Genomic DNA, 23440 nt, shown 5'->3' with positions numbered 1-23440 from the left:
ATTATAGCGTTTTAATAACCAAAACGATCATCGTTGCGATAATGAGTACCGCGGAAACAACAAGAAATGCAAGATGGCTCGATGCGCGCAGCTTATACCCTATACGCTTTACCGTATATGAGAGTAGTTCGCGCTCGGGCTCTTGCTCCATATATATAGTGTAACATGGAGCTATTTATCACACTAGAGGAATAGGAACTGCAGGTACCACACGCCAAACGCTGCAAGAAGGCCAATGAGCACAGGGAGCGTGGCCACTTTAAAGTAGTCTCCAATAGTCAGCTGTTTGTAACCACCCATTGCAACAACACCGGCCGCGCTAGCAATGACAAACAATGATCCACCGTTACCCGCCGCAATAGCGGTAAGCGCCCACAGCTCTGGGTCATGCATTGGCAATGTATTCATGGCGATTGCAACAAGCGAGGCGTTATCGACAATTCCCGAAAGAAACCCAAGACCCATGTTCGTAAGAATAAGGTGTGATGTTGATGGATCGGAACCAACAACCACGCTTGAAACCCACTGCAGCACACCAAGCGTTGAAAGCGCCATAACAGCAAGCAAAATACCCATAATATACTTGATCGATGAGATATCGACGGTCTGAACAATTTTTTCGATGTTCGCCGTCATATGCGTTGGGTTGTTACTACTCTTACGTTGCTTTGCATACTCAATCGCACACCACGTAAGGCCAAGGCCAAGGAATAGTCCCATGTACGGAGGCAAGCCAATAAAGCTAACGGCAAGCGGCATAATAAAGCTAACGAGCGCCATAGAAATAACGACCTTTTCACCAATACTTGGTTGCAACGTATCGTCTTTTTCGCGCTTTTCAAAGTTAGTGTCGTCGAGCTTGCGATAAAGCAGCGTACCAGCAACAAGCGCAAGAACAGCCGATGGCAAGAATGCATACTGGATAATTTCAATTGCTGTAAACTTACCGCCGAGCCACAACATAATTGTTGTAATATCTCCAACAGGAGACCATGCACCACCGGCATTCGCGGCAATAACAATACCCGCGGCGGCAATAATCATGTTACGCCCCTTGAAGAATCTTAGAGCAATCTGCAACATTGCAATAGTGATCGCAATGTTATCGAGGATCGCCGAAAACGAGAATGTAAGAAGAAGGACAAGAAGAAACTGTTGCTTATCGCGTATCTTCAGCTTAATCATCTTAGCTCGTATGAGGTCGAAGAAGCGGTAATGAACAAGTATTTCAATAAGCGCTAGAGCCGCCAAAAGAAACGCAACGATGTTAAATATCTCAGCACCCGCATGTGAAAGCGCATGTTTTAACACCTCTTTGTCGTGCGAGAGGAACACTGCGGTAAGTAACCATAATACGCCTGCCATAGTAAGAGCGATCGCCGATTTGTGAGTGTTGAACTTTTGTTCTAGCGTGATAAGAAAATACCCGAAGGCAAAAAACGCTGCTGCAATAATTGCAATTAATTCCATGTACGTGTCCGATCCAATAAGAATTTGTTATTAAACTACTGAGTTATACTACTCCCCTCATTTGACACATGCAATATGTAATTGTGATTTTACTCACTTTTTTATTGCCACTTTATATTTTAAGCGTAAACGATTACAATAAGTTTTAGATATGGTTAAAAGCAAAAAACGACTTCAGCCCAAAATGTTCATTGTTGCCGGAGCTATCGCCGCGGCTTCGGTTATCTCACTGTTTGTTGGCTACGGCCTTGGGTTCCAACAAGGCAAAACCCTTAATCCCGACATGTACGAGGCGTCGGTCGAAGGAAAGATCGTTTGCTTGAGCCACCGCGATACTAGCGGCCCGCAAACGCTTGAGTGCGCAATTGGAATCGAGACCGACGATGGCAAACACTACAGTATTAGCGATAGCCGTTCCGACATCTCTGTTTCTAGCCTTGCGGGCAGCGAAAAGCGTGTGCGAATCAGTGGTAGCCTCAAGGAAGCTTCTGATAGCAAATATGTTAGCGACGGTATCCTTACCGTTGAGCAATCCGAAACGTTAGAATAATGCTTCGTCCGATCGACATTATCGACAAGCACAACCGCCCGACCGGCGAAAAGAGCGATCCCAACGACGCCAACCTTCGCGGCCTATGGCATCGAGGTGCGCATGTTATTTTATTCACCCCCTCGGGTCGAATCCTTATTCAAAAGCGCAGCCATACCGCGTTTCGCCACCCCGATAAAATTGATATCGGCGCTGGCGGGTTTGTTGATAGCGGCGAGACACCACAACGAACCGCTATTCGCGAAGTATTCGAAGAGACCGGCATTCTGCTCTCGGCAGATGATCTTATTTTTCTTGGCACATCTAAATATAATCATCGCTGGCGAGCGGGCTCGATATTCAAAACAAGCCGCTCTATCGTTTACACATTCGCGGCACGGCTTCCGAAAGAAGATTACAAATTAGCACCGCAAGAAGACGAAGTCGCCTGGGTAGGCTTCATTCCCCTAAAAAGCGCCTGGTGGCTTATTCGTCGACATTATATCAAGAGTCTCGGGTGGCTTTTACCCACTTACGCCTACTACCGAAAAGCACTCAAACAAACAGCCAAGTTTATCCGCGACTAGCAAGCAGATCCAGCTCTACCCGAAGCTTAGTAAGAAGATCGGACATGTCGGTATACTCAACGACCTTATTCGTAACGAACCTTAGCGAACTCGATGTTTTTACCCCCTTTTTATAGAAGCAGATGATTGGCACGTTTGCAGCTTTCGCCTGAGCTAGCTCAATACCCTGGCCCGTAGATGGAAATGACGCTTCGGCCACAAGAATATCAGTATGTTTTAGTTCAGTCACGGCGTCCGTATCGATATTTTGCGCCTCGTGTGGCAAAAAGAAATGATGAATCCGGGATAAATCCGATTCTTTAATCGGTACATACAGCTCATTCTCATAGTCGTAATCGCCGCCACAGTGAGAAATATAAATGTTCATGTTAGTAGTATATGGTATTCGGTCGCTATATTGTCGGTTGATTTGTACTATCAGCCACAATTTGATCAGCGTCTCGCTGAGACCCTAAAATCTGTTCTACTTGATCAAGGCTGATTGTTATAACACTACCTGGCGCAACACTACCCGAAAGCATCTGCTTGGCGACAGTATTTTCAACAGCACGCTGGACAATACGTCGCATAGGCCTAGCACCTAGTCGCGGATCGTAGCCCTTATCTACCAAAAACAGCTTGGCATCCTGCGCAACATCGACACTAATTTTTTGCAGTGCCAGCGTTTTGTTAATACCGGCAAGAATAAGGTCAATCACCTGAACAAGCTCCTCTTTTCCGAGTGGCCTAAAGGTCACAATTTCATCAAATCGGTTAAGGAACTCGGGGCGGAACTGGTTGCTATTTATAAGTTCATCAATAAACTTTGGTTCAAATTGCTCAAGCGAATAGCCGCGCTCTATGTATTCACGAATCCTATCGGCGCCAGCGTTGCTTGTGGCAATAACAATCGTATCGCGAAAACTTACCTCGCGGTTTTTAATGTCGCGCAAAATACCTTCGTCGAGCAATTGCAGCAGTGTCGCAAGAACATTCGGATGTGCTTTCTCAATCTCGTCTAGAAGCACCACGCTAAACGGCTGCTTCATAACTTGCGCTGTTAAGCTAGACGGGTCGTTTGCGCCATCGGCAATGAGCCTCGTTACGTCTTCGGCACCGACAAATTCATTTAAATCTAGGCGCACCATTCGGTTTTCGCCACCAAAATAGACATCGGCAAGTGCCTTTGCCAGCTCGGTTTTACCAACACCTGTTGGGCCCAAAAAAAGGAATGTTCCTATTGGCCGGTTTTCATTACGCACCCCAGCTCGCGCACGGCGAAGTGCGTCGCTTACAACGCCCACTGCCCGCGTTTGGTTAATCATACGTTTATGAATAAGATCCTCAAGATGAAGCAGCTTCTCGCGCTCATCCTCGCCACTGGCTACGCCCACTTTTACGTCCATCGTACTTTCGATAGCCTTTTGCACCGATGTTGCGGTAACAAGGCCATTCTCGGCGTATCCAGCAGATGATTCCATTAGCTTTATTGCGCGCCCCGGCATTGCAAGATCATGAATATAACGCTCACTCAAGCGAAATGCTTCTTGCAGAGCCTGGTAAGTAAACGTCACTTTTCGCTGAAACTCTGTCATAATCAGCTGGTCTTGCATAACGGTTATCGTCTCGCTCTTGCTTGCTGCCGTGATACTAATTCTGTTGAGCGCGTTGATAAGCCCCGGATTACGCTGACCAATCTGCAAGAACCGCTGCTCGTCCATGGTTAAAATAATTCGCACGCGCCCAGCCTCTAAAATCGGCAAAAGCACGTTCGTAAGATCAACCGACCCTACGCCTTCTTCAAAAAACAATTGCGCATTATCAAGACAAATAATAATATTTTTGGCGTTATATGCCTCGCCTAGCACCTGCATGATCGTCTGCTCTAGTTCACCCCTACCAGGGGCAGCCGCAATAAGCGCCGAAGAATCAAGCAAATACACTTGGCGAAACTTAAGATTGTCGGGTAGATTGCCATCGCCATCTAAAAGACGCTCTGCAAAGGCGTGGACTATTGTGGTTTTACCTGCGCCGGCCGGGCCAACAAGCGCCGCATTTTGGCGCCCACTATCGCTAAATGTCTTAATCATTTGATCGAGCGCCTGTGTATGCGCGTCGAGGTCTGTCGAAAGCAAGCCGCCGCGTGCAATCTGATCACTAATGTTCTGCCCAAAACGAGTAAGCAGCGGAACGTAGCCAAACGACCAGTCGCGTGCAATACCGCCCGTACGCCGCGAACGGGAATGGTTTTTTATCAACTCCATTAAATGACGTTGCCACTCCACACCCTGAACAAGATCGTCGGTACTAAGATGAAGGTGTGCTAGTAATCCTTCGTAGTCGGGAAATGCTTTTATAAGCGCAATAACCAAGATACTACCGGTCATTTGATCACTCCCTAGTGCTTCTTGAACAGCTTTCGCCTCTTGCCATACCGTAGGGGTTACGGCAACATCGGGCGAAGCAATATCTTGCAAAAACCTTCCGCCTATACCAAATCTTGCCGAAAAGAACTGGCCGCTTTGTACGCTACCAACTGCTGTCGCAATATCGTGTGGTGTTGGATTTTTCGGAAGTCGGCCAAGTATGTCACCAGCAAGGACATCGTCGAGCGTTTTAGGGTTTTTTGCAACTGGCAGATTTTTCAATTCGTACGCATACCATTTAGCAATAACGAAAGGAATTGCTGCAATACCTATCACCAACCAACCGATCGCCATGCCACCATACAGCAACGCAGCGCCAAGAACGACAAGCAAAAAGGAGGTAACGGCAAGTAGGCGATACCAAACTCCGCCAAGCAAATGCGCGATACGGGCTTTTTGCGCACGCTCGCTATTGTAGTTAAAAGTTATATCCATGGCATCCATCCGGTCAAAAACAGTAACAGCCCGATTACGGGAAGCACGGGAACAACTGCCCATACCACTAACATAACTAGTCCGATAAGTGCATAAAAAATAATCGCGAATGAGCCAATAATTATCATCGTAAAGCGAATCATGGCCCCAATAATACGCGAAATAAACCTATCCATCATTGCACGCATCTGTACACCCAATGGCCCGCGAACCTTACCAGCAGAGATTTGACGGTACGGCGAAAAAAGCGTGCGAAGCAGTAGATCGATCGAGAAGTAATCCATCGTGCCGGCCAGTTTGTCGCGCAGGCTTAGGGCACGTCCACGCCACCCCGGTCCGTACCACCATAAAAGAATCCCCGCTATTACCATAATCTTATTGTAACGCACCCTCGCCACTTAGGCTATAATAGACCTATGTCAAAACCATATGTCACCTTGCTTGGTAAGGCTGTGCGCAGGATCGCCATGCTCCGCGGCGGCGGCTCTGCCCTCCCTGGCCTTTTTGTCGAAAAGATTGATCCCGATTTTATTAAACGTACTCTGGCTCAACTTTCGGGCGGCGTGGTTGTCATTAGCGGCACCAACGGCAAAACCACTACCACCAAAATGACCGTCGAATTACTCGAAAGCCAAGGCCTAAAAGTCTTCACCAACCGCACCGGAAGCAACTTTACGCGTGGTGTCGCCGCGGCGCTCCTTGGCGAAGTCGACAATAATGGGATTTTAGACGCTGATATTGCCGTTCTAGAGCTCGACGAAGCCCACGCCGTACACTTTGTGAAAACAATTGCGCCACGCTACAGCCTTTTGCTAAATGTCATGCGCGACCAGCTCGATAGGTTTGGCGAGATCGATGCCACCGCAAAGCTCTTGCAGCAAATTGCAAACGCAACAACCGATACTGTTGTCCTAAACCGCGAAGATCCTCGAATTACCGCCATCGCCTCGCTTCTTGGCACGCAAAATATCACCTATTTTGGCCTTAGTCCAGAACTTCGCCAACTTTTTCCGAACGACGACGATATGCGTGGCGCCAAAACAACCAGCAGTAAAGCAAAACAACCCGAGGCCGATGTCACGCTTACAAAACTTAACGGCAACACCGCCCAGTTTGCTATCGATGGCAAAAATGTCACCACAACGCTAGAACTGCAAGGTGTTTACAATATTTATAATGCGGCGGCAGCTCTGGCGCTCGTTCGAACAATTGTCGGCAAAGCACTAGATCAGCCAAAACTTATCGAAGCACTTTCACAGGTCACCCCCGCTTTTGGACGTGGTGAAACTGTGCAAATCGGTGGACAGCCACTTGAGATTGTTTTGGTAAAAAATCCTAGCGGCTTTCGACTTAGTCTGTCATCGTTTAAACCCGAAGGCTATAAAACAATGATCGCCATAAACGACAACTACGCCGACGGCCGCGACATGTCGTGGCTTTGGGACGTAGATTTTGATAGCCTGCGCGAAGGCGGAGTATTAGAAGTAACTGGCATTCGTGCCTTCGATATGGCACTGCGCTTGCAGTACGATGAAATTACCGTGTCACATATTTCTACGGATATCGCCGCAAGCCTCCAGCAGTTTATTGCCAGTGCGCCAACCCAACCAAAGCGTATTTTTTGCACCTATACTGCCATGCTGGCTATTCGCCGCGAACTTGCTAAAATTACCGATGTGGAGAAAATCTCATGAGCCAGCAAATAACCGTTCTTCAGCTTTACCCGCGCGATATGAATATTTATGGCGACTGGGGTAACACACTCGTTATTAAACGCCGCTTGCAGTGGCATGGCTACGAGCCAAAGCTACTCGAATACAATCCTGGCGACACATTTCCAGAAGACGTCGATATTATCGTGGGCGGTGGTGGCCAAGATTCCGGCCAGGACACTATTCAGCAAGACCTTTTAACAATCGGGCCAAAACTTCACGCGCTCGCCGAACAGGGCGTTCCTATGCTTATGATTTGCGGCCTTTATCAAATGTTCGGTAAATTCTTTAAAACTCAAGACGGACATATTATTAAAGGTATCGAACTTCTTGATATTGAAACACATGCCGGACCAGAACGACTTATCGGTAATATCGTCACCAAAAGCAGTGAGTTTGGCGATATTGTGGGTTACGAAAATCACAGCGGACAAACTTTTCTTGGAACGAATGTGCAACCGCTCGGCCAAGTAGTGCGTGGCGCCGGCAACAACGGCCAAGACGAAACCGAAGGCGCGCGTATTCACAATGTTATTGGCACGTATCTTCACGGTTCCATTTTGCCAAAAAATCCCGCGATCGCAGATTTTCTTATCGAAAAAGCTGTGGTCAATAAATTCGGTGAGTTTATCCCTACCGTTATCGATGATCGCTTTGCCGCCTCGGCCCGGGCTGTAGCACTAAAACGTCCCCGCTAAATAAAACATCCGCCTTATCGCGGATGTTTTATTAGTCACTATGCCGATTGAAGCCTTTTCAATTCTTCAATCACCTGCTCACCATGTCCAAGCGGCGTTACGCGGCCATATACTTTTACAACCATGCCATCTGGGTTGATAATAAACGTTTTACGAAGTGCGCCTTCTTTGCCAAACATCTTTTTACCCCAAGCATCGTAGGCTTCAATAACCTTTCGATCTGGATCGCTTAGTAGCGTAAAATTAAGCGTATGTTTTGCCTTGAACTTTTCGTGACTCGATGCGTCGTCCTGGCTAACGCCAATCACCTCGGCACCCAGCGCCGCAATATCATCACGGGCATCACGCAAACTACACGCCTCTACCGTGCAACCTGGCGTTTCATCTTTTGGGTAAAAATAAAGGACAACCCATTTGCCCGCATAATCTGTTAGTGAGTGCTCTTTTCCTTCGCTATCTTTCAACGTAAATGGTGATGCTTTGTATGGAGTTTGCTTCATACATCCATTATACCCCACTCGCTTGTCGTGTATGATAGATAGAGTGAGCCCAAAGAAATCATCCAGAATTCTTACGTTCGACCTCTTGCGGGGCTATTTTTTAGTTGCAATCATCCTCGATCATTTGGCCTACTTTCCAAACGGTATCGACTGGTGGGGTGGGCGTGGTAATTTGTATGTTTCAGCCGCTGAGGGCTTCTTTTTAATTTCGGGGATTGTTCTTGGAATCGTCCGTGGCCGAAAACTACTCGATAAGCCGTTTAAATTTGCTGCAAAACTTTTGCTGCAACGCAGTATTCAACTTTACATTACCGCAGTTATCTTAATGTTATTTTTCACTTTCCTCGGCTGGTATTTTATCGATAACCCGGGCGTTAAACCTGGTATTCGCCCTGTCGATGAAAATATTTGGAGCGTGATTTGGGGCGGCCTTACGTTTAACTACATTTATGGATGGGCAGATTATTTACGACTTTACGCAATATTTTTGTTTGTTAGCCCCGCAGCCTTGTGGCTGCTTCGCAAGGGTTTATGGTATGTCGTGCTTATCGTTAGCACATTCGTATGGACTCAATTCGGCAATAGCCCACTCGAGACTAACGAACTTTCAATGGTTTACAGCTGGCAACTTATTTTCTTTAGCGGCCTTGTTATCGGACATCATTTCAATGACATTCGTGCATGGTGGGAGGCTCGCTCGCTACTGCTCCGGCGAATCACGGTTGCCTGTGCGGTAGCAATCACAGCTATTACAATGCTTGGAAATTACATAATAGTAGAAGCGCCCGAAATGTTCGGCGGCGCAATCACATGGTTACAAAACCTCCACGTCACACTTCAACCCTACTTCGCAAAAGAGGCATTACCGCCAGCCCGTCTTGCACTGTTCGCCATTTGGTTTGTCGCGTCCTTCTGGCTATTTGCCCATTTTGAACGGTTTATCGTACGTCACCTCGGCTGGCTGCTACTACCTTTTGGCACTAATTCACTCTACGTTTATACACTGCACGCATTTGCCGTGTTTGGCATACATCTTATCATCAAAGACCCTACATCGTCGTGGGTAGTTAACTTTTTACTCTCCGCGAGCGTCGTTATGCTCATTTGGATTGCCGTGCGAACAAAATTCCTGATGAAAATTATTCCGCGCTAAAGGTTGCCGCTTGCAGCGGACCAATAGAAAGGTTCGAGACTTCGGTAAGCGTCGCTGGCATTTTCAGCTTTTGCTCATCGTAGTAAACGTATACTAGCTTTTTGCTGTTCGCCAGTTCAGATTCTGGGTTGGCTACATGAAGTGTATTGTTTGAAAGCGGTGCGTAGCCACCTTTTAGTTCAAGTGTCTCACTGTAAAAACGAATCTCACAATCTGGCAAGTAATACGCAAGTTCTATTGCTGTGTAGGGGTCCGCCGCAAAAACAGTTGTGTCTTTGCCACAGTCTTTAATTGAACTGGCGATTTCTTTCACCGCAGGAATCTGCAGGCGTTGAAAATTGTAATTACCCACGTTCGCCAGCTGCACCACACCAATCAGCATTACTGCAAACAAGCCAATACTCATTGCAATTATTCGCTTTGTTGGTTTTTTCGCCAACGCCAGCGCCACAACAACACCCACTAGCATACTGCCAGCAATCATCACATGCGACAGGTAGCGCTCCACATACATAGGCTTCACCAACGACACGAGCGTTAGTATCGCTATCGGCCCCAAAATATACAGCGCCAAAAGTAGTAAGTACGAATGCTGCTTTTTATCGGCATTTTTCCATGCGCGAATAGACAGTACAATCAGCGCCGTAATAACAAACACTATCACCAGCGACATCAGCGCCGTTAACTGCCATGTAGGTTGATACACGAACATAAACGATACGATACCAATAAGATTATCGATGGTAAGTGGCTGCGAAATTGCCGCCAAAGCGCCATTGCCTACCTGCGAAATAAAGGTTGGTAGCCAAGGCAAAAAGAACGCCACACTGCCACCCAGCGCCACAAACCACGGCGCACGCAAAATCGGCTGCTTGTCTTTTTTTGCCGTCCACACCAGCCACGCCAAATGTGCAAGCCATAGCAGTACTGTATAGTACAGCGTGTAAACGCCAATTGCCACCAAAAGTGCATACAGCGCATACAGTTTCCACTGACGCTGCTTATCACGCGCCTGCAGTGCACTTACTAGTGTGTAGGTTGCTGCAACACCAATAAACGAAGCGAGTGCGTACATGCGAATCTCGAACCCGTAGCGTAGCAAAAATGGCGCGAACACAATAAACGGCAATGCGATAAGCGCCACGCGAACACCAAATAGCTTCTTCACTAGCAGCGTCCCTACCAAAGCCGCGCCGCCCATAGCCAGAACACTCAGACTACGAAGCGCCACCTCGCTCCAGCCAAATATCGCCGCCCACCCCTGAAGAAGTAAATAGTACAGTGGCGGGTGCGTGTCGATAGCCGTAAGGTGCAGCAGCTCGGCTGTCGACTGTTTGGCAAGCATAATAGAGTACGCTTCGTCGAACCAAACACTTTGGTTAAGTCCAATAGCAAGGCTTATTGCCATAGTTAGCACAACGCCGGCTATAACGATTGGCATAAAATGCCGTTCTGGCCACGTAACAGTTTGTCGGTGAAAAATAGCATCGATGAGTTTTCGTATCATATATTAAGCGTATCTTTTTTGTACCAAAAATACCACTGGAAAAACCCACCCATATGGGGTATAATCTCTAAAGTACCACCTATCGGGGTGTGGCGCAGTTGATAGCGCGCTCGGTTTGGGACCGAGAGGTCGAAGGTTTGAGCCCTTTCACCCCGACCATGAAATTATTTCAAAAGACCGCGCATGGTCTTTTTTTGTTTACTTGACACCCAACCATAAACGTATTACTATATATTTTATGAACAGTGTCAATACAAACGAGTACTCGCCCGCTTCGGTTATGCGAAGTATTCGTTTAGTATCACCTAACTCTTTCTTCTTTGGCTTTTTTGCTGCCTAGCAGCAATATTTTCACACGCCATTTCTATTTGCCAACTATACTCCAAAGAAGAGGAACTTTATTATGAAAATGTATATTAAGCCTATTAGTAAAAAGGCTCTAAGCAACTATCTTGCTATCGCCGACCTTACGCAATCACCACAGCCACACGCCATAAAAATGGTGTACGAAAATATCGTCGCCTATATGCGCGCAGCTCACCCGACTAGTGACGTCACCGTTTATCGCAAAGATCCTATCGTGACCGTGCGCGATAATTACGATAATTTGCGAATTAGCAAAGATAACATCAGCCGCTCGTCTACCTACACGCATTATGTCGACACCGATCATGTACTTCGTACCCACACTAGCGCGCACTTACCGGGCATTTTGCGCGAGCTTTCAACGCGTAGCGATTGGACCGATGTCGTCATTCTACTGCCCGGTCTGGCCTACCGACGCGACGTGTCCGACAAAAAACATGTCAGCGAAGTCCATATGCTCGAGATGTGGCGGGTCGTTAAAAACTCAAACCACCCCACAGTTAGAAAAGATGATCTTCTTGAAGTTGTGCGTGGCGTTGCCGCAACTGCAGCACCCGGCTGGAACCTACGAATCGAAAACTCTCCGCACCCGTACACAAAAGAAGGTATCGAAGTAAATGCCGTCAATGGCGATCGTGATATCGAGATTTTAGAATGCGGGCTTATTAACGATGCCATATTAGAGGCGGCAGGCCTTGACCCAGCAGCCTATTCTGGCTGGGCGCTCGGCATGGGACTTGACCGGCTTGTTATGACGCTCAAAAATATCCCCGATATTCGCTATTTACGCTCCACAAATCCAAAAATTGCAACTCAAATGCAAAACCTCGCACTCTACCAAGAAGTGTCTAGCCAGCCGGCCATAAAGCGCGATATGTCGTATAGCGTTCCAGATACATACGTAGAAGAAGATATTAGCGCAGATATTCGCGAAGCCTTAGGTGACAAAAGCGACACCCTTGAAGAAGTTGAAATTCTCGGCGAGACGCACTACGAAAGCCTGCCACTTATCGCTCGTGAGCGCCTAGGCTGCGCACCAAACCAAAAGAACGTCCTGGTGCGAATTACACTCCGTCACCTTGAACGCAGCATTACAAACGATGAGGCTAACGCTATTTACGAGCAAGTCTATAAGAGCATCAACAAAGGATCCGCTGGATACCTGTAACTATTTAACAGGCTCAGCCTCAATCACATCGCGGCCGTCGGAGCTTCCCTGTAGGGTGCAAGAATATAGTGTTAATTGCGGCTTGTTTGTTGGTGATTCTACTTCTACATTATCTGGTTTTACACCGTATTTTTCGGTTATTTTATACTCGTAGCGTTTGTCTTGATAGTCAACAAATATCGAATCGCCAATGGCAAGCTTATCGATATTGTAAAAAGGTGATTTCTTGGCTGTTCCCTGCGGCGTGTAATCCATAACGAAACGGTGCGCGCTTAGTACAAAGTTTCCACCTTTTACTGGGTCGCCGTTTTCGGGCTTACGGTGCCACGCCCCATGTTCGAGTGCGCTCGCATCACCACCGCTAATGATATCGACATCGACATTTATCTTAGGAATATACAAATGGTTACCATATGTTCCCGCCTTACTTTCCAAACGCTTCGCCGTTTCTTCTGGATTTTTACCAGATAATACCGGCAATGTTGGAGCGAAAATAGTGATAAGCATATAAACGCCCCCAGCAAAAAGAACAACCGCGATAATTGTTACAACAATTCGTGGCCATTTTCGCTTATGTGTCTCAAGTTCAAGCATCGCCCCTCCCAAATGTTTGTTCTAGGTAGCCTGTTCTGCCGGCCGCCCAATGTTCTATTACTTTACCATAATATCTGTCTTTTGTTGCCACCTGCGCACGCGTTACAAGCGCATATTCGTCTATTTCGGTCGCCTGCAAAACAATCTCGCGCAGGGCACCTTTTCGCAAAACCGCCTTAAATAAAAACTGGTACGTATCGGCTATATCGCTTTTTCGGTTGATTACCGCAACGAATGCTACTTTTCTTGGATCAAGACGCACACCAACTTCTTCGAATGTTTCGCGGATCGCCGCCTCTTTGGGCGTTTCACCTGGATCGACCACGCCACCCGGAAGTGTCCAGTGCGGTTTGTAATTTGCTTTCACAATCAAGATCTGACCAACTTCATTTTCAAGAATCATCGCCGCACTCGATACGCGGGATGGAAGCGATTTAAGCCACTTCTTTTTTGCATCTTGCTTAAATAATTTCATTGTTAATCTTCCGGCTCTTCACTAAACACAAGGGCAAGCGCGGCAAATATCAATCCGATGTCGCGAAAACTAATAGCAAACAGGCTAAAGTTCGACACCACAATACCGCCCAGCATTACAGCGCATACCAACCCCGCCAAACGCACATATACACCACTAAGCAGCCACACTGCCAAGACAAGCTCTATAACAGAGAATACCTTTAGCACAAGCATCGGCGAGAAATTATCGCGCACTATCTGCGGCAAAAAACTCACCCAGTCGTTCGGACTAATGGTCGATGAAACCGCGGCATAAATAAATACCGTTGCAAGCCCAATTCGCAGAAATACCCACGGAAGCTGAGGCCACTTTGCACGAAGGTTGTCTATAGCACGCGTAAAATGCTTCATATTGACAGCATACAATATATTAGGTGATTATGGATACAACAACCATGCATAAATAGGGGGTAAAATATGAACAAAACAGGAAGAATTATCGCGGCAATCGTTGCCGTTGGAGTTATCGCTGGAGGTGTGTTTTGGTTCACAAATAAACCCGCCGCCGAAACAAACACGCCACAAACAAACGAAGGTGATACTACATCGGCAGTAACAATTACTTACACTACAGAAAACGGGTTCAGCCCAACATCAAACACAGTGAAGGCCGGTGAAAAAGTAACGTTTGTTAATAATTCGCAGACAGCCATACAGCCAGCATCCGACCCTCACCCTGCCCACACTACCAACTCAGAACTGAATATTGGCAACCTAGAACCCGGTGAAAGTAAAACGATAACGCTCGATAGCAAAGGGGAGTGGAGCATTCATAACCACCTCGACCACACCAAAAGCGCAACGATCACTGTAGAATAAATGCCTGTAACAAAAAAACGCTGCCAGTTGTCGTGGTAGCGTTTTTTTAGGCAACTGAATTATTTAGCAAATTCGATAGCACGGGTTTCGCGGATAACATTCACCTTGATTGTTCCAGGGTACTGCATAGTACTTTCAATCTTGGTAGCAATATCGCGCGCAAGTTTGATTGCCGAAAGATCATCAACCGATTTAGGACTAACGATAACGCGAATTTCGCGACCGGCGCTAATAGCATATGCTTTGTCGATACCAGGAAAACTGGTTGCGATGTTTTCGAGGTCACGCATACGCTCGACAAAGTTTTCGGCACTAATATTGCGCGCACCTGGGCGAGCAGCCGATAGTGCATCACACACACGAACAATCAATGCTTCTGGGGTTGTTGCCTCAATATCATCATGGTGCGCCTCTATAGCGTGGATAATTCGTTCGTCCATGCCATTTTTGCGCGCAAGTTCGGCGCCGATATGGTGGTGCTTACCCTCTACCTTGTGAGTAACAGCCTTACCGACATCGTGCAGCAGCGTAGCAATTTTAGTAATACGAACATCCGCACCGATTTCTTCGGCGATAAGCCCTGCCATGTGTGCCATTTCGGTACTGTGCAACAGAACGTTCTGACCATAGCTAGTGCGGAACTTCAGCTCACCCAAAAGGCGAAGCATCTCTTTTGGAATACCAGCAACGCCAACTTCGCGTGCCGCGTCTTCACCAGCACGAACGATCTCTTTTTCGATTTGCTTTTCAGCTTTAGCCACCACTTCTTCAATACGTCCCGGGTGAATACGGCCGTCTTTCATAAGCATTTCTACTGTAAGGCGAGCGATCTGGCGACGAATAGGATCGAAGCTCGAAAGCACGATCATTCCTGGGGTGTCATCTACCAGAATATCCACGCCTGTTGCACGCTGCAACGCCTGAATATTGCGGCCTTCTTTGCCGATAATTCGGCCTTTCATCTCGTCGTCGGTAAGCTTGATTGCCGACACGGTACGTTCTGCAGTCACCTCGCTAGCCATGCGCTCCATTGCGCTAACAAGAATCGTCTGGGCGCGCTCTTCAGCGTCTTCAACAGCGTCGTGCTGTAGCTTAGTCACAAGTCCAACAAGGTCGTGCTTGATATCGCGCTCGGTCATTTGCATCAGCTTGTCGGCGGCATCTTCTTTTTTAAGGCCGGCGATCTTTTCTAGTTTTTCTTGCTGCTTTTTGCGGATTTCGCGGATTTCAGTTTTTAGTTCTTCAACTTCGTCTTCTTGGCGGCGAAGTTTCTCGGCACGTTTGTCGATTTGATCAAGCTTGCCATCGAGTGCAACTTCGCGGTCGGCAAGACGCTTCTCGGTTTTTTGCCATTCCTTGCGACGCTCGTTCTCGAGGCTCAGCGCTTCATCTTTTGCCTTTAAAACAATATCGCCAGCCTTAACTTTAGCTGCGGCGATTTCTTTTTCGGCCTTATTCTTGCCATCGAGCGTACGTCGTTTTTCGTAGACAACCGTGCCGCCAACGCCAAAAACAACCCCAAGGATTGCGGCTACTATTCCCTCTACCATAATTGTTCCTTTCTCCGAAGGTATCGCCCCTGCAACATATCAAAAATATATCTGTTATCAAGCAAAATCAGAGCAATAACTGGAAATTTCAAAAAGTTTCATGAATGTCTAATAATAGACTTATTCTTATTGTAGCGCTTTTTACGTCAGTCAGGCAAGCTTATTTGCGCGGTTTTGTGATATGTGCATCGCCGCCATAAAACGGTAGGACAATTTGGTCGTTTTCACCAGATTGCAACCTGGCAAGAGTATCTGATTGCCAGTTTTCGCCGCCAGCACCAACAATCGGCAGCTTTTCAGAATCTGCAATCGTGTTTAAAACGGTAAGTCCAATACGAAGCCCCGTAAAACTACCCGGACCAGTAAACGCGCCTATCGCAGTGATGTCCTGAAATGTCTTGCCATTTTTTTGCAACTGTTCTTGTAGATACTGCAAAAGTCCTTTTGCCAGTTGGCGATCGGCTTGCCATTGGTCGTCGTAGCGCCAGTCACCATCGACAAGAGTGAGCTTACAAACGGGCGTGGAAGTGTCGAGTAATAAAATCATGAAAGTTTTCCTAAAAGTTCTTGGCTAGACGGACCGCCAGCGGTCAACAGTATGTGTCGTTCGGTTTCGCCGGGCGACGTAATATGAACCGAAAGCCGATCCACTGGCAAAACGCCAGCAACAATCTCGGCCCATTCGATAATTGTTACCGTATCAGGATCGTGAAGTGTCTCGTGCAGTTCGTCGGCCATAATACCGGCATCGTGAAGACGATAAAAATCGTAGTGCGACAGGTGAAGATTCGAAGGGGTGTCGTACACGCGGCTAATCGTAAAACTCGGGCTTTGCACGTCTTCATCGACACCCATGCCGTGCGCAATCCCTTTCGTAAGGGTTGTCTTACCCGCGCCGACATCACCAATCAGTTCAATAATCTCGCCGCCTACCAAAACAGAGCCCAGCTTTTCGCCAAGGGTCTTCATTTCTGCTTCGCTCTTCACCTCTATTGTCATACCCGACTATTATACCACTCACAGGGGCTATTTATGATATACTTTCATCATAAACATAGGCGGGAAACAATATGCCAGAACTACAAACATTCGTGAGCCAAGCAAGAGAAAAAGGTCTTTCAGACGATCAAATACGTAGCGCTCTGACCGCCCAAGGCTGGGATACGGCCGTTGCCGAAGCCGCTCTATTGGGTCTTGAGGTACCAAAGGGATCCGGCGACCAGCAAGCAATCGCACAATCTCACCCTCAAGGCAGCCGCCCATCGCTTTCTCCAATGATGGCCGCGCTTCACCATGTACTTCTTTGGTTTTTTGTGGGGTCATCTGCGGTTACTATCGCTGGAGTTGTCGCCTCGCTCTCTGGGCTTCATGTCACTACCCAAACATTAGCGTCAATGATCGCTGTCACAATTGTCACCTTCGTGCCCTACGCCATATTCTTCACCCTCTACCTTCTTAAACTTCGCAAAACACCAGATTTGATCCCTGGAAAAGTCTGGTCAATCATTACCATTTGCCTTCATAGTGTCACGGCTATGATCGCCGCAATCACTCTTGTCGTTTCACTTATTACGCAGGGTGAGTATAGTGTTCAGCTAAGTGCCGGGCTTATTATGGGGCTTAACCTTGTCGTTATTCTTACCTATGGGTTCGCAGCCTTCGGCAAAGGTAAACTTCGCAAAATCGTTGTTTGGGCGCATATTCCCGTTCTTCTCGCCCTCTTTGGAACATTGTTTATTATGTCGGTCATGCAATTAGGCCCCGCTAGCCACGACGAGCAGCTTCGGAAAGATCTAGCCGCAACGGTAACTGCGGTCTACGAAAACACGCTCACAAATAAGCGCTTGCCCGAAAACGGCAACGGTCTCGTGAAGAGTTCTGAAATCACCTACGAAAAAAAGACCGACAGTACCTACGAGGTGTGCGGCGTATTCCAAACCACCAGCCGCAACAGTGGATATAGCACGAGTTATCGCAACTATGCCTACGACGACAGCTACGTCTACGAGTCACAGTTCGAGGGCTCTGGCAGTGGTAAGCAGTGTTTCGACTTTACCTCTAGTGCCATCGAAGACATGCGCGTTTATTAGCGTTTGGGGAGTGGCACTTTTGCGGGTGGTCGCGTACAATAGAGCATAAGCGATATGCGAATTTCAGATGTCACAATCGAACAATTGCTCGAACGCAGCGGCGTCGCTACCGAAGAGCAGATTAAAACCCTTAAAGAAGAGGGCTCACGTTCAAGGCGTCCTTTGCAAGATCTTGTTATTCAAAACGAGATCATGACACTTCCCGACCTTACAAAGGCATTCGCAGACTATATTCAGATCCCCTATATCGAGCTTGATCCTCAGCAGATCGTTCCTGAAGTTCTTAATAAAATCCCCGAACGAATAGCCCGGCAATACAACGCCGTTTTGTTCAAGATCGATGAAGACGGCACGATGCATCTTGCCATGGACGACCCAGATGACGTTCAGGCGGTGAGCTTTATTCAAAAGCAAATTGGCGAAAACATTAAGCTGTACATTGCCACGCGCAATAATATCCTCACCTGTCTCGAAAACTACCGTGGCGATGTCAACCAAGAGCTTAACCAAGTTATCGACGTACAGCGTGAAAGCAGCGAAAACCAAACCATCACCGAGGCCGATGTTGCCGAAAACTCGCCAATCGCGCAAACGGTTAACCTCTTGCTTGAATATGCAATCCGTTCAAATGCCAGCGACGTTCACATAGAACCGCGCGAGGATTACGTGCAAATCCGCTATCGTATCGACGGCGTGCTTAAAGAAGTAAACCGGCTTCCGCGAAACGTCGTTAACGCCCTTATTAGTCGTATCAAAATCCTTTCAAATCTTAAGATCGACGAGCGTCGCGTGCCACAAGATGGCCGTTTCAAGATAAAGGTTGCGGGCAAACAATATGCCCTTCGTGTCAGCACGCTACCTGTTGTCGACGGCGAAAAAGTTGCCATGCGTATTCTCGACGAATCAAACCAAGCTGTCACCTTGCAAGATCTTGGTTACTGGGGCCACTCGCTTGAAGTTATCTCGCTCGCGCTCACCGAACCAAACGGTATGGTGCTTATTACGGGCCCAACCGGTTCGGGTAAGTCGACCAGCCTCTTTAGTATTCTTACGATCCTCAATACGCCCGATGTCAATATTTCTACCGTTGAAGACCCTGTAGAGTATAAAATCCCAGGCATCAACCAAACACAAACGAACGCGAAAGCGGGAATGACCTTTGCTAGTGGCCTTCGAGCCCTGCTTCGCCAAGACCCGAACATTATCATGGTCGGTGAGATCCGTGACGGCGAAACGGCCAACTTAGGCGTGCAGGCTGCCCTTACCGGACACCTGGTGTTTAGCACGCTCCACACCAACAACGCCGCAACGTCGCTTCCGCGTTTGCTCGATATGGGCATTGAACCATTCCTTATTGCAAGCACGGTAAAGGCCGTGGTTGGACAGCGACTGGTGCGACGTCTTTGCATGAACTGCCGCCAAAACTACGTGCCAACAGCACCCGAAATCGACATTATCGTGCGCCTGTTCAACCTAAAGCCCGACCAAACATTCGCCCATATTCACGATCTTGAAATGCAAGCCGCCAAAGAGAAAGTTGGTGGCGACACACCACTTGCGACCAACGAAAAAACAGTTGTTTCGCTTTGGAAAGCTTCACCAGAAGGATGTGACGAATGTAGCCACACCGGATACAAAGGCCGCGTAGGTATTTACGAGGTACTTGGTAATACCATCCCTATTCAGCGGCTCATTACCAGCAACGCCACTAGCAACCAAATTCAGGACCAGGCCATAAACGAAGGCATGGTGACAATGCAAAGCGACGGCCTTGTTAAGGCGCTTCGTGGCAATACAACAATAGAAGAAGTACTGCGAGTCACCAAGGAATAATCATGCCGAAATTTAAGTATATTGCCGTAGGCGAAAAGAACGCATCAATCACTGGAAGCATAGAAACAACCGACAGGGCCGCTGTTATTGCCAGCCTTAAAGAGCAGGGGCTTCACCCTGTCAGTGTTAAAGAAGAGGCATCCGGCCCCGCCAGTAAGTTTAGCCTTGGCAAAATTTTTAACGGCAACAAAGTAAAGTCCGATGACCTCGTTATTTTTACGCGTCAGCTAAGCGTCATGGTAAGTGCCGGCGTACCCCTTTTACGCGCCCTTAACTCACTTCAGCAACATACCGAAAGCGCCGGGCTTAAGAAAGTTCTCGAAAGTATTATTTCAGATGTCCAGGACGGCGCACCCTTGGCAGACGCCCTTGATAAACACAACAATGTTTTTAGCGACGTATACGTTAACATGGTTCGCGCTGGCGAGGCTGCCGGTATTCTCGATGAGATTCTGAAGCGTCTTGCCATGCAACAAGAAAAAAATGCTACCATCCGCAAAAAAATCAAAAGTGCCATGACCTATCCAATGGTGCTTGTTGGTATAACAATTTTGGCGTTTTTTGGACTCATGCTTTTTGTTATTCCGCAAATCGGCACTATTCTTACCGACCTTGGCGGGCCAGACGCCGAGCTGCCTGCGCTTACCCAAGCCATGCTTGCGCTTAGTGGGTTTCTAACGACTTTTTGGTATATTGTCTTCCCTATCTTTATTGGCGGCATCGTATTGTTTTTGCGGTACATCAAAACACCACAAGGCAAGTCGCAGCTTCATCACTTTATCCTTAAGGTTCCCGGAGTAAAGGGCATTATCGTTAAAGTAGCCGTTGCTAGGTTCGCCCGCACCTTCTCGGCGCTTATGGGAGCCGGCGTTGCTGTACTTGAGGCACTAAACGTTACGGCGCGCGCTGTTGGTAATGTCGTTTACGAAGAAGCGCTTGTGGCAGCCGCCGATTCGGTAAAGAACGGCGCCACACTTTCATCTGTTATCGAATCAGATCCATTGTTTCCGGCTATCGTTTCTCAGATGCTCGCGGTCGGTGAAGAAACCGGTCAAACAGACACTGTTCTTTTGAAAGTTGCCGATTTCTACGAAGAAGAGGTTGATGTCGCAATCGACGGTATCAGCGCCATCATCGAACCAGTCATGATTGTTGTCATGGGTGGCATGGTCGGTATCATCGCCGCCAGTGTTATGATGCCGATTGCCGGCCTCGCTCAAAGCATTAAGAGTTAGGCAAAAATTAAACCGCTCATGGTATACTGGTATGTAAAGAAGAGTGGGCGATAGTAGTGGCAAAATTATTTTATAACGACAAGCCAATCATCGGACTTGATATCAGTCAAACTGGTATCAAGGTCATGGCTGTCGACCCAAAAAAATGGCTTGTTACAGGGTACGGCTCGGTCGATCTTGATCCTGCAAAGGTGCAAAAATCCCTTGAATCGGGCGACCAGTATCTTGCCGAAAACATTCGCGCACTTATAGGTGAAAAGCTTGTCGGTCAATTGCCGAGCGACCAAGTGGCACTAGGCATACCAACAAGTCGCACCTTCTCGCGTACGTTCACTATCCCGCCAAAAAACGAAGCGACGCTTGCCGATGCCGTAGAAATAGAGGTCGACCAGTATATTCCTATTCCAATGGGCTCACTTTACGTTGATTACGAAATTATCGAACGGACAAACGATCAACTTACAGCAATCATGTCGGCCGTACCTAAGGTTCTTGTCGATAGCTGTGTCGAGGCGGTCAAATCGGCTGGACTACAACCTATCATGATCGAACCGGGCATCAACTCTGTCGCACGCGTATTACAATCCACCGAAGAAGGTCACCTTCCAACGCTTATCGTCGATATCGGCCCCGCTAGTACCGATATCGCCGTGCTCGATGGTGGTGCGATTCGCGTTAGCGGCGGCCTTGGTATCGGGGGCAACACATTTACGCTCGATATCGCCAAAAAGCTTGGTGTCGCACTAGAAAACGCTCACCAGTTAAAGGTCCTCAACGGCCTTAGTGCCGGGCCACGCCAGGCAAAAATCACCACTGCCCTTCAACCCAGCCTTCAGCGTATCGTCACCGAAATTCGCAAGGTTATCCGTTACTACAACGAACGTCTTCGCGATGACCGCAAGCTAGAGCAGGTAATCGTTGTGGGTGGCGGTAGTAATGTGCCGGGAATCGGTGATTACTTTACCAATGAGCTTGTTATGCCTGCTCGCGTGGCTAGCCCTTGGCAAAAGCTTGATTTTGGTAAACTACCTCAGCCAAGCAAACAGTTCCGTCCGCGTTATATTACCGTAGCGGGCCTTGCTAGCGTTGATCAAAAAGAGGTGTGGAAATGATAAATCTTCTCCCCCACGAAGAAAAGCGCCAGCTTCGGGCGGCACGCTCCAACACGCTTCTTGTGCGTTATAATATTTTACTTATTGCAGCAGTCGGCTTTCTTGCCGTCGCTGTTGGAATCACATTTTTCTATCTTACAACAACAAAAACCGCCGCCGAAAACACGATCAATCAAAACACAACAAAAGTAAGCAGCTTCTCATCTGTAGAAGCCGAGGCGACGCAGTTTAAATCAGACCTTGCAATCGCCAAGCAAATTATCGATCGCGAAGTCGCCTACACTAAGGTTATTCTGGGCATCTCTAAACTTCTTCCATCGGGTGTTGTTCTTGAAAACCTCAGCCTCGACGCACAGACATTCGGCACCGAAACAACTCTTGTCGCCCATGCTAAAAGCTACAATGCGGCAATCGCTTTAAAAGACTCTTTCCAAAAATCACCGCTATTCTCGGATGTCCACTTTCAAAGTATTTCTTCGGGTGAAGGCGACACAAGTGGATATCCGTTTACCGTTAACCTAAATATCACGATCATAAAGGATGCAGCAAAATGATGAAACGTAAAACTCTCACCGCCTCAATGCTCCGCCTTTATCTATCTCTTTCGCTTTTCGCCATTACGTTGCTTGCCGGTGGTGCGCTTTATTTTATCAACGAACAACTACGGGCATACGCTGGCGAGGTCAGTAAAGTAACGGCCGAGGCAAATTCTAGCCAAAACAACGTTCAGGCGCTTCAAAAGGTGCAAGAAGAACTCGAGAAAAATAAAGAAGTTAAAGAACGAGCGCGCAACATTGTCGCCGACAACCAAAGCTACCAGTACCAAAACCAGATTATTACAGATCTTAACGGCTACGCGAAAAAGGCTGGCGTTACGATTACGAATATCGACTTCTCGGCTGGAAGTACTGCAACCCCTACGACGCCATCAACACCAAAATCCGGAACAACCACAACCCCCGCAGCGCCATCGGGCGTCAAGTCAACCTCTGCCTCAATTACGCTCAAAAATCCCGTCAGTTACACACGGCTACTTCGCTTCATAAAGTCTATCGAAGACAATCTGACGAAAATGCAGATATCCCGTGTGGGGTTGGCGCGCGGCACCGATAATCAGATAACCAGCGAAGCCCTAAGTATTGAGGTCTATATCCGATAGGA

General features: G+C 47.7%; 26 protein-coding genes and 1 tRNA gene. 14 read left to right on the top strand and 13 right to left on the bottom strand.

The window, feature by feature from the left end:
* Nucleotide 1: 1 nt before the first annotated feature.
* Nucleotides 2-151 (bottom strand): hypothetical protein, encoded by a 150-nt coding sequence (locus HZB75_00965; GenBank protein QQG51066.1) that lies wholly within the window; start codon nucleotides 149-151, stop codon nucleotides 2-4.
* A 32-nt stretch (nucleotides 152-183) separates the two neighbouring features.
* Nucleotides 184-1470: a sodium:proton antiporter NhaD gene (nhaD, locus tag HZB75_00960; GenBank protein QQG51065.1), complete on the bottom strand. Its 1287-nt coding sequence runs from the start codon at nucleotides 1468-1470 to the stop codon at nucleotides 184-186.
* 151 nt (nucleotides 1471-1621) lie between these two features.
* On the opposite strand from nhaD, the gene HZB75_00955 reads away from it, so the two are divergent.
* Both HZB75_00955 and HZB75_00950 read left to right on the top strand, forming a co-directional pair.
* Nucleotides 1622-2020 carry a hypothetical protein gene (locus HZB75_00955; protein QQG51064.1) on the top strand — a complete coding sequence of 133 codons (399 nt, stop codon included), beginning with the start codon at nucleotides 1622-1624 and terminating at the stop codon, nucleotides 2018-2020.
* Nucleotides 2020-2586 carry an NUDIX domain-containing protein gene (locus tag HZB75_00950; protein ID QQG51063.1) on the top strand — a complete coding sequence of 189 codons (567 nt, stop codon included), beginning with the start codon at nucleotides 2020-2022 and terminating at the stop codon, nucleotides 2584-2586. The genes HZB75_00955 and HZB75_00950 overlap by 1 nt, the downstream gene beginning before the upstream one ends.
* Here the strand turns inward: HZB75_00950 and HZB75_00945 are convergent.
* The 3 genes from HZB75_00945 to HZB75_00935 are packed head-to-tail and all read right to left on the bottom strand — an operon-like array spanning nucleotide 2573 to nucleotide 5797.
* Nucleotides 2573-2953 (bottom strand): hypothetical protein, encoded by a 381-nt coding sequence (locus tag HZB75_00945; protein QQG51062.1) that lies wholly within the window; start codon nucleotides 2951-2953, stop codon nucleotides 2573-2575. The two genes, HZB75_00950 and HZB75_00945, sit on opposite strands and share 14 nt — an antisense overlap.
* A gap of 25 nt (nucleotides 2954-2978) precedes the next feature.
* A complete protein-coding gene (locus HZB75_00940; protein ID QQG51061.1) occupies nucleotides 2979-5426 on the bottom strand; it encodes an ATP-dependent Clp protease ATP-binding subunit in 2448 nt (815 codons plus the stop codon).
* On the bottom strand, nucleotides 5417-5797 hold the full coding sequence (locus HZB75_00935) for a hypothetical protein (GenBank protein QQG51060.1): 381 nt from the start codon (nucleotides 5795-5797) through the stop codon (nucleotides 5417-5419). Before HZB75_00935 ends, HZB75_00940 begins: the two co-directional genes overlap by 10 nt.
* 45 nt (nucleotides 5798-5842) lie before the next feature.
* Between HZB75_00935 and HZB75_00930 the strand changes: the two genes are divergently transcribed.
* Nucleotides 5843-7120 carry a DUF1727 domain-containing protein gene (locus tag HZB75_00930; protein QQG51059.1) on the top strand — a complete coding sequence of 426 codons (1278 nt, stop codon included), beginning with the start codon at nucleotides 5843-5845 and terminating at the stop codon, nucleotides 7118-7120.
* Nucleotides 7117-7836, top strand: coding sequence for a glutamine amidotransferase (locus tag HZB75_00925; GenBank protein QQG51058.1), 720 nt, complete (start codon nucleotides 7117-7119; stop codon nucleotides 7834-7836). The genes HZB75_00930 and HZB75_00925 overlap by 4 nt, the downstream gene beginning before the upstream one ends.
* Before the next feature lie 38 nt (nucleotides 7837-7874).
* Here the strand turns inward: HZB75_00925 and HZB75_00920 are convergent, their stop codons facing one another.
* Entirely contained in the window at nucleotides 7875-8336 is a 462-nt protein-coding gene (locus tag HZB75_00920) for a peroxiredoxin (GenBank protein QQG51057.1), read from the bottom strand.
* 43 nt (nucleotides 8337-8379) lie between these two features.
* On the opposite strand from HZB75_00920, the gene opgC reads away from it, so the two are divergent.
* Nucleotides 8380-9489 carry an OpgC domain-containing protein gene (gene opgC, locus HZB75_00915; GenBank protein ID QQG51056.1) on the top strand — a complete coding sequence of 370 codons (1110 nt, stop codon included), beginning with the start codon at nucleotides 8380-8382 and terminating at the stop codon, nucleotides 9487-9489.
* On the opposite strand, the gene HZB75_00910 is transcribed toward opgC, so the two are convergent.
* Nucleotides 9476-10996: a glycosyltransferase family 39 protein gene (locus HZB75_00910; protein QQG51055.1), complete on the bottom strand. Its 1521-nt coding sequence runs from the start codon at nucleotides 10994-10996 to the stop codon at nucleotides 9476-9478. The two genes, opgC and HZB75_00910, sit on opposite strands and share 14 nt — an antisense overlap.
* 83 nt (nucleotides 10997-11079) lie before the next feature.
* On the opposite strand from HZB75_00910, the gene HZB75_00905 reads away from it, so the two are divergent.
* Together HZB75_00905 and HZB75_00900 are read left to right on the top strand one after the other, a co-directional pair.
* Nucleotides 11080-11155, top strand: a tRNA-Pro gene (locus tag HZB75_00905).
* A gap of 244 nt (nucleotides 11156-11399) precedes the next feature.
* Nucleotides 11400-12530 (top strand): hypothetical protein, encoded by a 1131-nt coding sequence (locus HZB75_00900; protein ID QQG51054.1) that lies wholly within the window; start codon nucleotides 11400-11402, stop codon nucleotides 12528-12530.
* Here HZB75_00900 and HZB75_00895 read toward each other — a convergent pair whose 3' ends face one another.
* The 3 genes from HZB75_00895 to HZB75_00885 are packed head-to-tail and all read right to left on the bottom strand — an operon-like array spanning nucleotide 12531 to nucleotide 13991.
* Nucleotides 12531-13124, bottom strand: coding sequence for a class E sortase (locus HZB75_00895; GenBank protein ID QQG51053.1), 594 nt, complete (start codon nucleotides 13122-13124; stop codon nucleotides 12531-12533).
* On the bottom strand, nucleotides 13117-13599 hold the full coding sequence (locus tag HZB75_00890) for an NUDIX hydrolase (protein QQG51052.1): 483 nt from the start codon (nucleotides 13597-13599) through the stop codon (nucleotides 13117-13119). Before HZB75_00890 ends, HZB75_00895 begins: the two co-directional genes overlap by 8 nt.
* A gap of 2 nt (nucleotides 13600-13601) precedes the next feature.
* Nucleotides 13602-13991, bottom strand: a complete 390-nt coding sequence (locus tag HZB75_00885; protein ID QQG51051.1) for a DoxX family membrane protein — start codon at nucleotides 13989-13991, stop codon at nucleotides 13602-13604.
* Between the two features lie 66 nt (nucleotides 13992-14057).
* Here HZB75_00885 and HZB75_00880 point away from each other — a divergent pair, with 66 nt between their 5' ends.
* A complete protein-coding gene (locus HZB75_00880) occupies nucleotides 14058-14459 on the top strand; it encodes a cupredoxin domain-containing protein (GenBank protein ID QQG51050.1) in 402 nt (133 codons plus the stop codon).
* 59 nt (nucleotides 14460-14518) lie between these two features.
* On the opposite strand, the gene rny is transcribed toward HZB75_00880, so the two are convergent.
* The 3 genes from rny to tsaE all read right to left on the bottom strand — a co-directional run bounded on the left by rny (nucleotide 14519) and on the right by tsaE (nucleotide 17008).
* On the bottom strand, nucleotides 14519-16009 hold the full coding sequence (rny, locus tag HZB75_00875; protein QQG51049.1) for a ribonuclease Y: 1491 nt from the start codon (nucleotides 16007-16009) through the stop codon (nucleotides 14519-14521).
* Nucleotides 16010-16169: 160 nt separating this feature from the next.
* Nucleotides 16170-16556, bottom strand: a complete 387-nt coding sequence (tsaB, locus tag HZB75_00870) for a tRNA (adenosine(37)-N6)-threonylcarbamoyltransferase complex dimerization subunit type 1 TsaB (protein QQG51048.1) — start codon at nucleotides 16554-16556, stop codon at nucleotides 16170-16172.
* Entirely contained in the window at nucleotides 16553-17008 is a 456-nt protein-coding gene (gene tsaE / locus HZB75_00865; protein ID QQG51047.1) for a tRNA (adenosine(37)-N6)-threonylcarbamoyltransferase complex ATPase subunit type 1 TsaE, read from the bottom strand. The genes tsaB and tsaE overlap by 4 nt, the downstream gene beginning before the upstream one ends.
* 71 nt (nucleotides 17009-17079) lie before the next feature.
* On the opposite strand from tsaE, the gene HZB75_00860 reads away from it, so the two are divergent.
* The 6 genes from HZB75_00860 to HZB75_00835 are packed head-to-tail and all read left to right on the top strand — an operon-like array spanning nucleotide 17080 to nucleotide 23438.
* Complete coding sequence (locus tag HZB75_00860) at nucleotides 17080-18099, top strand: hypothetical protein (protein QQG51046.1); 1020 nt, start codon at nucleotides 17080-17082, stop codon at nucleotides 18097-18099.
* A 54-nt stretch (nucleotides 18100-18153) separates the two neighbouring features.
* Entirely contained in the window at nucleotides 18154-19932 is a 1779-nt protein-coding gene (locus HZB75_00855; GenBank protein ID QQG51045.1) for a type II/IV secretion system protein, read from the top strand.
* 2 nt (nucleotides 19933-19934) lie between these two features.
* Nucleotides 19935-21167, top strand: a complete 1233-nt coding sequence (locus HZB75_00850; GenBank protein QQG51044.1) for a type II secretion system F family protein — start codon at nucleotides 19935-19937, stop codon at nucleotides 21165-21167.
* A 56-nt stretch (nucleotides 21168-21223) separates the two neighbouring features.
* Complete coding sequence (gene pilM, locus HZB75_00845) at nucleotides 21224-22279, top strand: pilus assembly protein PilM (protein ID QQG51043.1); 1056 nt, start codon at nucleotides 21224-21226, stop codon at nucleotides 22277-22279.
* Nucleotides 22276-22833: a PilN domain-containing protein gene (locus HZB75_00840; GenBank protein ID QQG51042.1), complete on the top strand. Its 558-nt coding sequence runs from the start codon at nucleotides 22276-22278 to the stop codon at nucleotides 22831-22833. The genes pilM and HZB75_00840 overlap by 4 nt, the downstream gene beginning before the upstream one ends.
* Nucleotides 22830-23438: a hypothetical protein gene (locus HZB75_00835; GenBank protein QQG51041.1), complete on the top strand. Its 609-nt coding sequence runs from the start codon at nucleotides 22830-22832 to the stop codon at nucleotides 23436-23438. The genes HZB75_00840 and HZB75_00835 overlap by 4 nt, the downstream gene beginning before the upstream one ends.
* The last annotated feature ends 2 nt before the right edge of the window (nucleotides 23439-23440 follow it).

The organism is Candidatus Saccharibacteria bacterium (assembly GCA_016432585.1).
Lineage (GTDB): Bacteria > Patescibacteriota > Saccharimonadia > Saccharimonadales > Saccharimonadaceae.
Note: the sequence above shows the minus strand (reverse complement) of the source record. Positions and strands in the feature narration are given on the sequence as shown.